General features: G+C 73.0%; 16 protein-coding genes. 9 read left to right on the top strand and 7 right to left on the bottom strand.

The genetic code is table 11. From position 1 onward, the window contains the following. Window positions 1–184 precede the first annotated feature (184 nt). Window positions 185–1099, bottom strand: coding sequence for a hypothetical protein (locus VH969_RS09105; RefSeq protein WP_331973217.1), 915 nt, complete (start codon window positions 1097–1099; stop codon window positions 185–187). A 266-nt stretch (window positions 1100–1365) separates the two neighbouring features. Between VH969_RS09105 and VH969_RS09100 the strand changes: the two genes are divergently transcribed. Both VH969_RS09100 and VH969_RS09095 read left to right on the top strand, forming a co-directional pair. Beyond that, window positions 1366–1923, top strand: a complete 558-nt coding sequence (locus tag VH969_RS09100; RefSeq protein WP_331973216.1) for an RNA polymerase sigma factor — start codon at window positions 1366–1368, stop codon at window positions 1921–1923. Next, the gene (locus tag VH969_RS09095; RefSeq protein WP_331973215.1) at window positions 1920–2333 is read left to right on the top strand and encodes a hypothetical protein; all 414 of its coding nucleotides are present in this window, start codon (window positions 1920–1922) and stop codon (window positions 2331–2333) included. The genes VH969_RS09100 and VH969_RS09095 overlap by 4 nt, the downstream gene beginning before the upstream one ends. On the opposite strand, the gene VH969_RS09090 is transcribed toward VH969_RS09095, so the two are convergent. Beyond that, complete coding sequence (locus tag VH969_RS09090) at window positions 2330–3499, bottom strand: pyridoxal phosphate-dependent aminotransferase (protein ID WP_331973214.1); 1170 nt, start codon at window positions 3497–3499, stop codon at window positions 2330–2332. The two genes, VH969_RS09095 and VH969_RS09090, sit on opposite strands and share 4 nt — an antisense overlap. Before the next feature lie 28 nt (window positions 3500–3527). Here VH969_RS09090 and VH969_RS09085 point away from each other — a divergent pair, with 28 nt between their 5' ends. Then, the gene (locus VH969_RS09085) at window positions 3528–4805 is read left to right on the top strand and encodes a DUF445 domain-containing protein (RefSeq protein WP_331973213.1); all 1278 of its coding nucleotides are present in this window, start codon (window positions 3528–3530) and stop codon (window positions 4803–4805) included. 22 nt (window positions 4806–4827) lie between these two features. Here the strand turns inward: VH969_RS09085 and VH969_RS09080 are convergent, their stop codons facing one another. Continuing rightward, window positions 4828–5307: a CGNR zinc finger domain-containing protein gene (locus tag VH969_RS09080; RefSeq protein ID WP_331973212.1), complete on the bottom strand. Its 480-nt coding sequence runs from the start codon at window positions 5305–5307 to the stop codon at window positions 4828–4830. A gap of 78 nt (window positions 5308–5385) precedes the next feature. On the opposite strand from VH969_RS09080, the gene VH969_RS09075 reads away from it, so the two are divergent. The 4 genes from VH969_RS09075 to VH969_RS09060 all read left to right on the top strand — a co-directional run bounded on the left by VH969_RS09075 (window position 5386) and on the right by VH969_RS09060 (window position 9343). After that, entirely contained in the window at window positions 5386–5745 is a 360-nt protein-coding gene (locus VH969_RS09075) for a VOC family protein (RefSeq protein ID WP_331973211.1), read from the top strand. Window positions 5746–5826: 81 nt separating this feature from the next. Then, window positions 5827–6351: a PadR family transcriptional regulator gene (locus VH969_RS09070; protein WP_331973210.1), complete on the top strand. Its 525-nt coding sequence runs from the start codon at window positions 5827–5829 to the stop codon at window positions 6349–6351. Further along, window positions 6348–7025 carry an ABC transporter ATP-binding protein gene (locus VH969_RS09065; RefSeq protein WP_331973209.1) on the top strand — a complete coding sequence of 226 codons (678 nt, stop codon included), beginning with the start codon at window positions 6348–6350 and terminating at the stop codon, window positions 7023–7025. The genes VH969_RS09070 and VH969_RS09065 overlap by 4 nt, the downstream gene beginning before the upstream one ends. 71 nt (window positions 7026–7096) lie before the next feature. Continuing rightward, complete coding sequence (locus VH969_RS09060; RefSeq protein ID WP_331973208.1) at window positions 7097–9343, top strand: FtsX-like permease family protein; 2247 nt, start codon at window positions 7097–7099, stop codon at window positions 9341–9343. On the opposite strand, the gene VH969_RS09055 is transcribed toward VH969_RS09060, so the two are convergent. Next, complete coding sequence (locus VH969_RS09055; protein WP_331973207.1) at window positions 9344–10297, bottom strand: extracellular catalytic domain type 1 short-chain-length polyhydroxyalkanoate depolymerase; 954 nt, start codon at window positions 10295–10297, stop codon at window positions 9344–9346. Window positions 10298–10484: 187 nt separating this feature from the next. On the opposite strand from VH969_RS09055, the gene VH969_RS09050 reads away from it, so the two are divergent. Next, on the top strand, window positions 10485–11771 hold the full coding sequence (locus VH969_RS09050) for an alpha/beta hydrolase family protein (protein WP_331973206.1): 1287 nt from the start codon (window positions 10485–10487) through the stop codon (window positions 11769–11771). On the opposite strand, the gene VH969_RS09045 is transcribed toward VH969_RS09050, so the two are convergent. After that, a complete protein-coding gene (locus VH969_RS09045) occupies window positions 11768–12949 on the bottom strand; it encodes an MFS transporter (protein WP_331973205.1) in 1182 nt (393 codons plus the stop codon). The two genes, VH969_RS09050 and VH969_RS09045, sit on opposite strands and share 4 nt — an antisense overlap. On the opposite strand from VH969_RS09045, the gene VH969_RS09040 reads away from it, so the two are divergent. After that, window positions 12948–13253, top strand: a complete 306-nt coding sequence (locus tag VH969_RS09040; RefSeq protein ID WP_331973204.1) for an antibiotic biosynthesis monooxygenase family protein — start codon at window positions 12948–12950, stop codon at window positions 13251–13253. The two genes, VH969_RS09045 and VH969_RS09040, sit on opposite strands and share 2 nt — an antisense overlap. Here VH969_RS09040 and VH969_RS09035 read toward each other — a convergent pair. Beyond that, on the bottom strand, window positions 13248–13460 hold the full coding sequence (locus VH969_RS09035; protein WP_331973203.1) for a hypothetical protein: 213 nt from the start codon (window positions 13458–13460) through the stop codon (window positions 13248–13250). The two genes, VH969_RS09040 and VH969_RS09035, sit on opposite strands and share 6 nt — an antisense overlap. Window positions 13461–13550: 90 nt before the next feature. Next, a partial coding sequence (locus VH969_RS09030; RefSeq protein ID WP_331973202.1) for a PucR family transcriptional regulator occupies window positions 13551–14743 on the bottom strand: 1193 nt, incomplete at its 5' end.

Raw genomic sequence — 14743 nt, 5'->3', positions numbered from 1 at the left:
GCGGCGCCGGGGCCAGGTCCCGACCTGACCGGGCGCGGTCGGCAGGTCGGGGAGCTTCGCGCTCATCATGGTTGTCGTTGCAACCGTTTTGACGTACGCGTCCTTTGCGCTCTGTTCTTTTCGTTTCGCTCAGGCGGTGGGGCCGGCCGATCAGGGCGTACGTGTCCGGCTGCGCCGGACGGTGTCAGTCAGGCGAGGTGGCGGGCAGTCCGGTGACGCGGCCCGTCGCGTCGGTCGCGCGGCTGCGGGTGGTGAACCCGGCCGCGTGGCGTGGCAGCGGAGCCGAGGCGGTCAGCACCCCGTGGGTGCCGCGCGCGCCGACGGCGTTGTGGGGCGAGCTCGTGACTGAGGTACCGCCGGGGGCGGCCGGAGCGGGCGTCTTGTCCGGCGACTCGGGACCGGACCGGTCGGCGTGCGCGCCGTTCCGGTCGGCCGGGCTGGGCGTGAGCTGGTCGGACGCGGCGGCCGGTGGGCGCGGGGTGTGTTCCGTAGCCAGGACGGCGGTCGCGTGGGACGCCGGGATTGCCGGCGGGACATGGGGACGGGCGGGTTTGGGCGTGGCACGCGCCGGGGCGGCGGTGCGCGGGGCGGTGGCGCGCTCGATGGCGACCATGTCGACCGCCTGCTCGGCGGTGCCGATGACGGCGACGGCGGACGTGGCGGCCGCGTGGTCCACCTCGTGCGCGACGTGGCCCACGGCCTGCGTGACGGCCTGGGTCCGCGTGAGCGTCTGGGTGAGCATGCTCGTGACGCTCGCGAGCGTGCCGCCCTGATCGGTCGGTTCCCCGGCGTCTGCGGGTGCGCCTTCCGGCGAGACGCCGGGCTCGATGTCGTCCGGCTGGTCGTCCAGCTGGTCGTCCGGCTGGTCGGATGCCGCCGGGTTCTCGGCGGCGGGCCGGCCCGTCGTGGGTGGCGGGGCGGCCGGTTCGTCGGCGCCCGAGTCGGTCGCGGAGGCGGTGGCCGCGAACACGACGCTCAAGAGCCAGCCCGCGGCGGCGAGCGTCGCGACCAGCATGGTCCGGCGCAGCAGTCGGCGGAGCCGGCCGGCAGGGGCAAACCTCGCCCCGTCCACAGCGACCATGACCGTCCACCTGCTCACGCCACGTACCCAACGGATGCCGTCCGACAGTGCACACTATCTAGGAACGGACCGACAATGTGCACCCCGGCTATGCCGAATCCACCCGGAAAGACGGCAAAAGCGCACCTTATCGGCCGTATGGGACGTGTTGATCACATGCCGTGAAGTCGCGCGGCCCGAAGCCGTGGACGTCACGCTCCGCGTCGGACCAACCCGTTCGCCTGAATCGTGGCTCCGGACGATGGGCCCGCCCGTCCCATCCTCCGGCCGCGGAGGGGGACGAGATGGACACGGAGAGCGAGTCGCTGCTGCGCCGCGCCATCGCGGGCGACGAGGTCGCCTGGCGGGCGCTGGTGCGGGAGTACGCGCCGCTGGTGTGGGCGGTGGCGCGGCGCCACGGGTTGTGCCGCGCGGACGCGGCGGACGCTTCGCAGAACACCTGGATCGCGGTCGCGCGGCGGCTGCCGACGCTGCGCCGTGCGGACCGGCTGGCGGGCTGGATCGCGACGACCGCGCGCCACGAGAGCCTGAAGGTCCGCGCCGAGCGTGGCCGGGAGATCCCGGCCGAGCGGTTCGACGTGCCGGAGCCGGTGGACGGCCCGGAGTCGATCGTGCTGCGCTCGGCGCGGGACCGGGCGCTGTGGCGGGCGTTCGCGTCGCTGCCCGAGCGGTGCCAGGCCCTGCTCGGGCTGCTGGCCCAGGCGCCGGAGCTGACGTACCCGCAGGTCGGCCGCGCGCTCGGGATGAAGGTGAACAGCGTCGGCCAGACCCGCGGCCGCTGCCTGTCCCTGCTCCGGCGCCGGCTGGCGATGCTCGACATCCGGGAGGAGTCGGCCGGGTGAACGTGTTGATCGAGCTCGCTCGCCTGCTGCGGCTCATGGACCCGATACCGCCGCGGGTGCTCGCGGACGCCGAGGCCGCGGGCCTGCTGCTGCGCGCGCCGACGCCGGCCACCGAGGCGCTGATCCTGCTGCGGGAGACCGTGCCCGCGGTGCGCTGCGCCGGCCGGCGGCTGAGCTTCGGCCGCCACGTGGGCGAGCCGCTGCTGGTGTTCGAGGTCCGCCCGGTCGGCGCCGGCCAGCGCGTGGCCGGGGTGGTCCCACCCGGGGCCGGGCTGACCGTTCGCACGCCGGTGCGCGACGAGGACGTACCGGTCGACGAGGCCGGCTACTTCAACGCCGAGGTCCCGGCCGGCCCGATCCGGCTCCGCGTCACCGAAGGCGGCCGGACGAGCGAGACGGGCTGGCTCTAGGCGAGCTTGTGCAACCGCTCGATGGCCTCGTCGAGCACCTCGTCCCGCTTGCAGAACGCGAACCGGACGATGTGGCGCCACGGCTGCGGGTGGTCGGTGAAGCCCTGCACCGGCACGGCGGCGACCCCGATCCGTTCGGGCAGCTGCCAGCACAGCTCGGCCCCGTCCGCGAAGCCGAGCGGCCGGACGTCCACGCAGACGAAGTACGTCCCCGTGCTCGGCCGCACCTCGAAGCCGGCCGCCGCGAGGCCCGCGACGAGCCGGTCGCGCTTGGCCGACAGGTCCGCGCGCAGGCTCGCCACCCACGCGGACTCCGTGTCGAGCGCGTGCGCCACGGCCGGCTGGAACGGCGCGCCGCCGACGAAGGTCAGGAACTGCTTGGCTGCGCGCACGGCCGACACCAGCTCGGCCGGCCCGCACGCCCAGCCGATCTTCCAGCCCGTGCAGTTGAACATCTTGCCGGCGCTGGAGATCGTCACCGTCCGCTCGGCCATCCCGGGCAGCGTGCCGAGCGGGATGTGCTCGACGCCGTCGTAGGTGAGGCACTCGTAGACCTCGTCGGTGACCGCGATCAGGTCGTGCTCGACGCACAGCGCCGCGATCCCCTCGAGCTCCGCGCGGGTGAACACGGTGCCGGTCGGGTTGTGCGGCGAGTTCATCAGCAGGAGCCGGGTCTTCTCCCCGATCGCCGCGCGCAGGGCGTCGAGGTCCACGGCGAAGCGGCCCGTCCCCGGCTCCTCGACCAGCGACACGACCCGCCGGGTCGCGCCGGCCAGCGCCACGGAGGCGGCGTAGGAGTCGTAGTACGGCTCGAACAGCACGACCTCGTCACCCGGCTGGACCAGCGCGAGCATCGCTGCCGCGATCGCTTCGGTGGCGCCGACCGTCACCAGCACCTCGGTGTCCGGGTCGAACTCCGTGCCGTACCTCGTCCGCTGGGCGGCGATCGCCGCGCGCAGCTCCGGTCGGCCGGGGCCGGGCGGGTACTGGTTCACGCCGTTCGCGATCGCGTCCCGCGCGGCCGCGAGCATCGACGGCGGCCCGTCGGTGTCGGGAAAGCCCTGCCCCAGGTTGACCGAGCCGGTTCTCGTGGCGAGTGCGGTCATCTCCGCGAAGATGGTCGAGGTGAACGGCTCGAGGCGGGGTACCAAGGCTTTCCGGCGCACGGGTCGCAGTCTCACGGACAATGGACTCGTGCGGCAACTGACACCCATCGAGAGCCCACTCCCCGGCGAGGCGGAGAAGCGGCGTGGCCTGCGGAAGATGAAGCTGGTCGCGCTGTCGTTCCTGCTCGGCGCGACGGCGGTCTTCCTCGCCATGACGATCTGGCAGGCCGCGGGGGCGCCGGGGTGGACGGGTTATGTCAAGGCCGCCGCCGAGGCGGGCATGGTCGGTGCGCTGGCGGACTGGTTCGCGGTCACCGCGCTCTTCCGGCACCCCCTGGGAATCAGGATCCCGCACACGGCGATCATCCCGACGCGCAAGGACGCGCTGGGCAACAGCCTCGGCGAGTTCGTCGGCATCAACTTCCTGTCCGAGCAGGTCGTCCGCGAGCGGCTGCGCCGGGTGGACGTGGCCCGCCGGCTCGGCGGGTGGCTCGCGCAGCCGGCCCACGCGGAGCGGGTGACCGCCGAGCTCGCGACGGTCGTGCGCGGCGCGGTGGCCGTGCTGCGCGACGAGGACGTGCAGGCGGTGCTGGAGCAGGCCGTGGTGCGCCGGGTCGTGGCGGTGCCGTGGGGACCGCCGCTGGGCCGGGTGCTGGCCGGCGTCTTCGCCGACGGCGCGCACCACAAGCTCGTGGACCTGGTCTGCGACCGCGCGTACGAGTGGGTCAAGGCCAACCATCAGACGGTGCTGCGGGTGGTCTCGGACCGGGCGCCGAGCTGGTCGCCGAAGTTCGTGGACTCGATGGTGGCGGACAAGGTCTACGGCGAGGTGCTGTCGTTCGCGTGGGTGGTGAAGACCGACCCGAACCACCCGATGCGGCTCGCGGTGGACAAGTTCCTCGTCGAGTTCGCCGACGACCTCCAGCACGACGAGACCACCATGCAGCGGGCCGAGGCGATCAAGCAGCAGGTGCTGGACCACCCCGAGGTGCAGAACGTGATCGGCTCGGCGTGGTCGACCGCGAAGCGCCTGCTGCTCGACGCCGCCGAGGACCCGTCGAGCGAGCTGCGCACGCGGGTGCGCGAGGGCCTCGTCTCCCTGGGCAACCGCGTCACCGGCGACGACGCGCTGCGCGAGAAGGTCGACAACTGGGTCGAGGGCGCCGCCGCGTACGTGGTCATCAACTACCGCGACGAGATCACCACGCTGATCACCGACACGGTCCAGCGCTGGGACGCGGAGGAGACCTCACGCAAGATCGAGCTCCAGGTCGGCCGGGACCTGCAGTTCATCCGCATCAACGGCACGGTCGTGGGCGCACTCGCGGGCCTGCTGATCTACACGGTCGCGCAGCTGATCGTCTGATCCGGCCTCCCCGGACTCAATATCAGCTGTTGGCGCGGGCGCGTTCCCGCCAGGCGCGGGCCTTCTCGCGGTTGCCGCACACCCGCATCGAGCACCAGGTGCGCGAGTGGTTGCGGGAGCGGTCGAAGAAGGCCCAGCGGCAGTCGTCGGCGGGGCAGATCTTCACCCGGTCCCAGTCGCCGAGGACGGTCAGGCGGCTGGCTGCCGCGAGCACCGCGCCGGTCACGTCGTCGGCCACCAGGCGGGGGCCCTCGGGTTCCAGCGACACCGTGACCTGGGCCGACAGCGCCACGCGACTCGCGGCCGGATCGCCCACCGCCGCGCGCAGGGCAGTGCGCACGTCGGCTGCCGAGTCCGAGTCCGCGAGTCCGCGGGCCGCGAGCCAGGCGCGGCGGCCGGCCGGGTCGCTGAGCAGGTCGGTGCCCGCCTCCACATCCACCGTGTTGAGGAAGTCGAGCACGAGGTCCACGTCGATGTCCGCGCTCGTGTCGCGGGGGGTCACGACACCACTGTAGGCGCTTTGCCGGTTGCTGAAGTACGGTAACCAGCACAACTAGGACACCGGTTATGGAGGTATCCGATGACGAGCGCTGTTCCGCGGCTCGGTTCCGTGGTGCTCGACTGCCCGGACCCGCCCGCGCTCGCGGACTTCTACGCCCGGCTGCTCGACTGGCCGGTGCGCGAGAGCGCGGACGAGTGGGCGACGATCGAGGGCCCGCGCGGTGCGCTGATCGAGTTCCAGCGCGCGGCCGACTACCAGCCGCCGACGTGGCCGGACCCCGCGCGGCAGCAGATGTTCCACTTCGACTTCCAGGTCGACGACCTCGAAGCGGCCCACGAGCGGGCGATCGAGAACGGCGCGAAACCGCTCGACCGGCAGCGGACGTTCCGGGTCTACGCGGACCCGGCCGGCCACCCGTTCTGTCTCTGCCAGAGCTGACGCGTAGCCGAACGCCCAGCTCAACATGCTAAACACAGGGTGTATAGACGGCAGCTATACACCCTGTGTACTGTGTCCGCCATGTCAATCGGGCACACGCTGCTCGGCTTGTTGGAACACGGGCCACGCCACGGCTACGACCTCAAGCGCGAGTACGACGAGCACTTCGGCCACGACCGGCCGCTGCACTACGGCCAGGTCTACGCGACCTTGTCGCGGTTGCTGAAGAACGGGCTCATCCAGGAGTCGGGCGTCGAGCAGGGCGGCGGGCCGGACCGCAAGCGCTACGCGATCACCACCGACGGCGTCACCGACGTCGAGCGCTGGCTCGCCACGCCGGAGAAGCCGGAGCTGTACATGCAGAGCACGCTCTACACCAAGATCGTCATCGCGCTGCTCTCCGCGCGCGACGCCGCGGACGTGCTCGACACCCAGCGCGCCGCCCACCTGCGCGCGATGCGCGAGCTCACCGAGCGCAAGCGCGGCGGTGACCTCGCCGACCAGCTCATCTGCGACCACGCCCTGTTCCACCTCGAGGCCGACCTGCGCTGGCTGGAGCTGACCGCGGCCCGCCTCGCCGAGCTCGGAAAGCAGGTCAGGTCATGACCGACGCGTTGCTGAAGGCCGATTCGATCGGCAAGTCGTTCGGCCCCACCAAGGCGCTCGACGGCGCCTCCATGTCCGTCGCGGAGGGGGAGATCGTCGCCGTCATGGGGCCGTCCGGCTCGGGGAAGTCGACGCTGCTGCACTGCCTCGCCGGCATCATCGCGCCGGACGCCGGCACGGTGACCTACGCCGGCCAGGACCTCGGCGCGATGCCGGACGTGCCGCGCAGCGCGCTGCGGCGCACCGAGTTCGGCTTCGTGTTCCAGTTCGGGCAGCTCGTGCCCGAGCTGACCTGCGTGGAGAACGTGGCGCTGCCGCTGCGCCTGCACGGCCGGCGCCGGCGCGACGCCGAGGCGAAGGCCCGCGACTGGCTCGCCCGCCTGGAGGTCGACGACGTCGCGGGCAAGCGGCCCGGTGAGGTGTCGGGCGGGCAGGGCCAGCGGGTCGCGGTCGCCAGGGCGCTCGTCACGGGACCGAAGGTGATCTTCGCCGACGAGCCGACCGGCGCGCTGGACTCGCTCAACGGCGAGCACGTGATGCGCCTGCTGACCGACACGGCCCGGGACACCGGCGCCGCGGTCGTCCTCGTGACCCACGAGCCCCGGGTCGCCGCGTACGCCGACCGTGAGGTCATCGTGCGCGACGGCCACACGCGGCAGGTGGAGTTCGCATGACCGGCCCGAGGGGGTGGGTGAGCGACCTCGCCTTGGGAGTCCGGCTGGCTGTCGGGGGTGGCCGGACTTCCTTGGCGAGGTTCGCGCTCAGCACGTTCGGCGTCGCGGTCGCGGTGACCGTGCTGCTGGTCGGCGCGTCCGTCGGCACGATCGTGGACCGGTATCACGAGCGGGCGATGGCCAACACGGTCGGCGACAGCCAGCCGATCAAGGGCGTGGATCCGGTGTACCTGCAGTGGGGTGCCACGGAGTTCCGCGGCGAGACCATCGACGCCCAGTACGTCCATGCCGACGGTGGCAACCATCCGGTGCCCCACGGCATGCGGGAGCTGCCCGGTCCGGGCGAGCTCGTCGCGTCCCCCGCGCTGGCCGACCTGCTCGACTCGCCGGCGGGCGAGTTGCTCCGGCCGCGGTTCCCGGGGAGGGTCGTCGAGGTCCTGGACCAGTCGGTGGTGCCCGCGCCGGGCGACCTGATCGCCTACGTGGGCGCCGGCGCAGACCTCACCGACAACCCCAACGTGATGCGGGTCTACCACTTCGGTGTCGAGAGCAGCGGCGAGTCCGGGCTCCGGCCGGAGCTGCTCGTGCTGGTCCTCATGGGTGCGGTCGTACTGCTGCTCCCGGTGCTGGTGTTCATCGCGTCGGCCAGCCGGATCGCGGGCGTCGAGCGGGACCGGCGGCTCGCCGCGCTGCGGCTCGTCGGCTCGGGCTCCCGGCAGGTCCGGCGGATCGCGGCGGCCGAGTCGCTCGTCGGCGCGCTGGCCGGCCTGGTGCTCGGTGCCGCGGCGTTCCTCGTGCTGCGTAGCTACGCCGGGGACATCAAGGTCTTCGAGCTCGACGTCTACGAAACCGACGTGGTGCCGGACCCGGTGCTGACCGTCGCGATCGTGCTGCTCGTCCCGGCGCTGGCGGTGCTGACCGCGCTGTTCGCGATGCGCCGCACGATCATCGAGCCGCTCGGCGTCGTGCGGTATGCGAAGCCGGTGCGCAGGCGGCTCTGGTGGCGGCTCGCACTGATCGTGGTGGGCGTGGCGTTGCTGGTCACCCAGGCCGGGCTCCCGCAGGGCTCGGACAGCTGGGGCGTCGTGGTGTCGGCGGGTGTGGCGCTGCTGCTCGTCGGCGTGCCGGTACTGCTGCCCTGGCTCGTCGAGCGGGTCGCCGGCCGCATCACCGGCGGGCCGTCCTCGTGGCAGCTCGCGATCCGGCGGCTGCAGCTGGACAGCGGCACGTCCGCGCGGGTGGTCGGCGGCGTCGCGGTCGTGCTCGCCGGCGCCATCGCCCTGCAGACCGTGCTGATGACCGTGGAGAGCGAGGTCGGCCCCGGCTCGTCCGGGCCGGCCAAGCCGATGGTGGCGGTGCAGGCCACCGCCGAGATCGCCGACGGCGTCGCGGCGCACGTCCGGCAGGTGCCGGCGGTCCGGGACGCGCACGTCGTCCGGGAGGCCGAGGCCTTCCCGGCAGTTGGCGACGCCCTCGGCGAGAGCTATGCCGTCGGCGTGCTGGACTGCGCCACGATCACCGAGCTCGCCGCCGTCCGCGACTGCTCCGACGGGATGTCGTGGGTGGTCGGCAACGGGAACCGGCCGCCGGAGGCGGGCGAGCGGCTGGAGTTCCGCGAGTACGAGCAGAACAACGACGGGCTGCTCGGCGACGAGTTCACGGTCACGGGCCGGTGGACGGTCCCGGACGACGTCCGGCGGGTCTCGATGCCCGAGCGCTCGCCGGTCTTCCAGACTCTGCTGCTCACGCCGGGCGCCCTGGGCGGGGTCCGCATCCCGGACGAGTTCGCGACCGTGCACCTGTCGGTCGGCGACATCGGCGCGGACGACGTGGAGCGGGTCCGCAACGCGATCGCGGCCTACGGCCCGGAGGTCTACGTGTTCACCGACGGCACGAAGGCGAACCTCACGTCCGGCGAGCGGACGTTCCTCTCCGTGCGCAACGGGCTCTACGTCGGCTCGATCATCACGCTGCTGCTCGCCGGCGTGAGCCTGCTCGTCCTCGCGCTCGAGCACATCCGGGAGCGCCGCCGGCCGCTGGCCGTGCTCGCCGCGAGCGGGGTCCCGCAGGGCGTGCTCGCCCGCTCGCTGCTCTGGCAGGTGGCGCTGCCGATCGCGCTCGGCCTGGCCGTGGCCGTGGTCACCGGCGTCGGTCTCGCGTCGCTGATCGTGCGGCTGACCAGCGATCCGCTGTCGATCGACTGGACCGGGGTGGGGCTGCTGTCCGCCGCCGCGGCGGTGCTGTCGCTCCTGGTGACCGCGGTGACGCTGCCGTTCCTGCGCAGCGCCACCCGGCTCACCTCGTTGCGGACGGAGTAGTCACCCGCCCAGGCCCCACGCCGCGGACATTTGCCACGCGGCGCAGATGTTGACGTCGAGCAGGAACGCGCCCGCCTGGCCGCACTGGCCGTCGGCGGTGCCCGGGTCGAGCGGCTGGCCGTGCCCCATGCCGGTGATCGTGTAGGTCTCCACGAGGGTGCGGCCGCCGCTCGCGTACACCGCGTGCGGGTAGCCGGCCACGGTGTCCGTGCTCGTCGGCGTCGACGGGATGCCGTGCACGTTCGTCCACTGCTCGACGATCTCGGTCATGTTCGACGGGCGGACCGTGTAGTCCGCGTCGCCCTGCCAGACGCTGACCGTCGGCCACGGACCGGTGTGCCCGCTCGCCGCGCGGACGGCGTCGCCGAGCTGGGCCGGCGTCTGGTTCTTGCCGGGGTTCATGCAGCTGAACGCGTCCACCATGCTCGTCGCGCACTTGTAGGCGATGCCCGCGACGACCCCGCCAGCGGCGAACATGTCCGGGTAGGTGGCGAGCATGACCGAGGTCATCGCCCCGCCCGCGGACAGCCCGGTCACGTCCACCCTGGCCGGGTCCGCGCCGGTGTCGGCGACCTGGCGGCGCACCATCTGCGCGATCGACTCGGCCTCGCCCTGACCGCGCGCGATGTCGCCGGGCTCGAACCAGTTGAAGCACTTGTTGAAGTTGTTCGCGCTCTGCTGCTCGGGCAGCACCACGGAGAAGCCGAACCGGTCCGCCAGCTGGGTCCAGCCGGAGCCGGTGCCGTACCCGGTCGCGTTCTGCGTGCACCCGTGCAGCGCGACGACGATCGGCCGGCCCGCGGGCAGGCCGTCGGGGACGTAGCGGAACATCTTGAGCGCGCCGGGGTTGCTGCCGAACCCGGTCACCTCGACGATGCTGGCCGCGGACGCGGGGGCCGTACTGGCGACGAGGCCCGCGAGCAGGGTCGCCACGACGAGCAAGATTCTCTTCATGCCGCACCTCACTGTGATCGGCATCACTTTTTCTTCGACGTTAGATAATTTCCGGCACCGCCGTGAGAGCGGTTGCCAACACATTCGGCCGCGTGATTGTGGTGGTCGCCCGCATATTCATCGCGAAGGCGGCTCCCTAGCGTCTGGCTCGACGTCGCGCAGGGCAGCGTCGCGCAGGAGGTTCGCCATGATCGCCCGGATCGCCGTACTGGCCGCCGCCGTACTCGTCGCCTCGTCACCGGTAGCCGTCGCGGATACCGTCCACAGTGGAGCGACGCACTGCGCGCGGGCGGACCGGCTGCACGTGCCGGCCGCGCAGCGCCAGGAGGTGGCCTGCCTCGACGAGCTCACCACGGCCGGGACTGTCGCATCAGGACATACGGTCGAGGCCGACTGGACCGGGCTGACGCAGGCGAGCCTGCCGCAGCCCAGCGGCGTGCCGGGCGTCCAGGTCGACGGCTACTTCCCGGACACCTCGACGACGAACGCGAACCATGGCTGGAACCACGACGCGCAGTTCGTGCTGCGGCTGCCGGACGACTGGAACGGCGGGCTCGTCGTGTCCGGCTCGCCGGGCAACCGCCGCCAGTACGCGAACGATCGGGCCATCGCGGACTTCGTGCTGGCCAAGGGATACGCGTTCGCGGCGACCGACAAGGGCAACACCGGCCTCGAGTTCCACCACGACGGCCGCCGCCCCGGCGACGCGATCGCCGAGTGGAACACGCGCGTGACGCAGCTGGCGATCGCGGCGAAGGTCGTTGTCGCGCAGCGGTACGGGCGCGTGCCGTCCCGCACGATCGCGGCCGGCATCTCCAACGGCGGCTACCTCGTGCGCTGGCAGCTGGAGCACAACCCGTGGCTCTACGACGGCGGCCTGGACTGGGAGGGCACGCTCTGGACGGCCGACGGGCCCAACATGTTCGACTTCCTGCCCGCGGCGCTGCGTGCGTACCCGGCCTACGCGGCCGGTTCCGAGCAGGCGCACCAGGCCATGCTCGACGCGGGCTACGCACCCGGCTCGGAGTTCCTCTGGCCGTTCCACGACCAGGTCTACTGGGACTTCACCCAGCGCGTGTACCGCGAGGAGCTCGACCCGACGTTCGACGGCGACCTGGACGCCGGAATCCCGTACTGCGCAAGCGGAACGCCGAACTGCGACGCCGACTACGACTACGCGTCCCGCCCCGCGTCCGTGCACCGGGCCGTCGCCCGGATCGCGCTGACCGGCCGGATCGGCAAGCCGCTGATCACCCTGCACGGCACGCTCGACTCGCTGCTGCCGATCAGCCAGGACTCCGACGTCTACGCCCGGATGATCCGCGATGCCGGCCGCGGGCCCCTCTTCCGTTACCACCGCATCGAGAACGGCAACCACGTCGACGGGCTGGTCGACGCGTTCCCCGGGCAGCTGGAGCCGATCGCCCCGCACTTCCTGGCGGCCCTCGACGAGCTGGCTTCCTGGATCCGCTAGGCGAACCGGCGCAGCCCAGCCGCCGCCAGCGCCGCGCACCCGGCGACCAGGAGCCACGGCAGCCAGGACGCGACCGAGAAGAGCCCGGCCACCGCGGGTGCGAGCACGCCCGGCACGGTGAACGCGTACTGGAACGTCGCGAGGTAGCGCCCCCGCGCGGCGGCCGGCGCGAGCTCGGTCGCGAGCGCGTTGGCCCGGACGCCGAACAGCAGCCCGCCCGCCGCGATGACCACCGTCGCCGCCAGCAACACCGCCGATAGCCAGCCGGCCGGCACCGCGAGCGCGAGGAGCGAGACGGCGCACCACGCGATCACCAGCACCGCGCCGAGGCGCATGGCCGCGATGCGGGTGACCCGCCGGGTGGCCCGCAGCGCGAGCGTCCCGCAGGTGGCGTTGATCGTCGTGGACACGGCGAGCAGCACGCCGGGCAGCCACGGCCGGCCGGCCAGCACCTCCAGCACGTAGACCGGCGTGCCGACGAGGTAGAAGTCGACCGACAGCGCCATCAGGCCCGTGATCACGATGAGGGACAGGAACTTCCGGTCCGCGCGCAGGCGGGCCGGCCGCCCGTCCGGCGCCGGCCGGTGCGGTGGGTGGACGAGCACGGCGAGCATCAGCGCACACACGAGAAAGCTGCCGGCGTTCACCGCGACGGCGGTCCGCAGCCCGTCGTTTCCGGCCGCGGTGAGCAGCGCGCCGGCGGCCAGCGCGCCCGCGCCGAAGCAGCCCGCCCGGACCATCGCGACCACGGCGAACGGGCGGTCCTTCGGGCCGTCCCCGGCCACGTCGGAGATCAGCGCGAACAGCGAGCTGTAGAACAGCTGCTGGCCGCCCGCGAGCGCCACCGTCGCCACCGCGACCGCGAGCACGCCGTGCGCCGGCAGGAACAGGCCTGCCCCCGCCGCCTGGATCAGCTGGGAGGCGATCACCACGGGGCGCGGGCCGACCCGGTCGACGAGCGGGCCGGCGAGCGCCGGCACAAGCAGGCCCGCCGTCGTGCCCACCGCGACCGTCGTACCGGCGACGCCGAGCGGCAGCCCGACGACCCGCGTCACGTAGACGAGCGTCAGCGGCAGGAAGAACCCCGAGCCGAGGTTGTCGGCGCCGAGCGCGATCAACAGGGAGATCCGCGAAGCCGCGCGCGAGGTTACTGTGGGTTCGCCGAAGGGAGCGGACATGATCGCTCGAGTATGGCGGGGCTGGGCGGAGCCCGGGCGGGCGGACGAGTACCAGCGGCACTACGAGGACGAGGTCTCGGTCCACCTCACGGGCGTGCACGGTTTCCGCGGCGCGCGGCTGCTGCGGAAGGTCGAGGGCGACGAGGTCGCGTTCATCTCGATCGCGTTCTTCACGAGCATGCAGGCGGTGCGCCACTTCGCCGGCAGCCATCCGGAGAAGGCGGTCGTCGAGGAGGCGGCGCGGCGGATCCTGTCCCGCTGGGACGCGGAGGTCACCCACCACGAAGTGGTCGTCGACCTATAGCGGGTCGCCCGGGGACGGGCTGGGCACGACGCGCTCTTCGGCCGCGCGGTGCTCCTCCTGCTGGTCCTTCGCGGCCGGGTGGTACAGGTCGTCGGCGATGCCCATCAGCCCGCCGCCGATGCCGCGGCGGTCGGCGAACCGGGCGAACCGCCACATCAGCCACATGAACGCGGCGAGGCCGGCGGCGAACACGACGTAGGCCAGCACGTCCGCGAGAGTACTAGCGACCGCGGCACAAACCGCGGTTCCGCACAGCTCGCCGGGACGCAACCCACTCCCCGAGTTCCGGGAGGCGGCCTAGTGCAGCCGGTGCAGGCGCAACGCGATCTGGATCTCCAGCGCGCGGTCGGGCTGCTGCCAGTCGTCGCCGAGCAGCGAGGAGATCCGGTCCAGCCGCTGCACCACGGTGTTCACGTGGACGTGCAGCTGGTCCTTGGCACGCGTGAGGTTCGTGCCGCACTCGAAGTACGCCTCCAGCGTGCGTACGAGGTCGGTGCCGCGCCGCTCGTCGTAGTCGAGCACCGGGCCGAGCGTGGCGCGCACGTAGCCGCCGAGGTCGGTGCGGTCCCCGATCAGCTGGCCCACGAACCCCAGCTCGCCCTGCGCCGCGCCCTGCCCGGCCCGGCCGAGCGCGAGCAGCGTCCGGACGCAGCGTGCCGCCTCCGCCGCGGCCGCCGCGAGCGCGACCGGGCCGCGGGCCGGACCCGCCGCGCCGACCGTCACCGGAGCGTCCACTGTGGAGCCGAGCTCGGCGGCGAGCTTCGGTGCGAGGTTCGGCGCGCCGTCGGCCACGAGCAGCACTACCTGCTCGGCGTGCAGGCCGACCAGCGTCGCGTACCGGCCGCACGCCATCGCGAGCCGCCGCCGGGACACGCCGTCGCAGTGGGCGATCAGCACGGTGTGCGGCGCGGCCAGGTCGATGCCGAGCCGCCGCCCGCGGGTCAGCAGCGCGGCCTGGTTGCGCGACGGCGCGGTCAGCAGGTCGGTCAGCAGCTCGCCGCGCACCTCGTCCTCGGCGCGGGCCACCGTCCGGCGCAGCAGCAACAGCAGCGCCGCGACCAGGCCGGCCCGCTCGAACAGCCGCCGGTCCGCGTCGCCCAGCTCGGGCCCACCGGTCAGCACCAGGCTGCCCAGGAGCTCCGGCCCGGCGAGCACCGAGTACACCCACTGCCCGCCCGAGCGCACCGCGCGCCCGGCGGAGCGCGACGCGGTGATCGCGGCCGCGTCGACCGCCACCGGCTCGGCCGACACCCGGGCCAGCTCCGTGCCGGTGTCGTCGAAGAGCACGAGCCCGCCGCCGAGCACGGCGGCCACCTCGGTGACCACCTCGTCGAGGTCGCCGCCGCGCAGCACCAGCTCCATGAGCCGGTCGTGCGCGACCTCGGCGCGGCGCATCCGCTCGTTGTGGTCGCTGATCGTCTCGTTCGCCCGCCGCGTCTCGGCCAGCAGCTGCGCGTTGTCGATGGCGATCGCCGCGTGGTCGGCGAGCG

Origin of the sequence: Actinophytocola sp., assembly GCF_036555685.1 — a bacterium.
Classification (GTDB): Bacteria; Actinomycetota; Actinomycetes; order Mycobacteriales; family Pseudonocardiaceae; genus Actinophytocola.
Note: the sequence above shows the minus strand (reverse complement) of the source record. Positions and strands in the feature narration are given on the sequence as shown.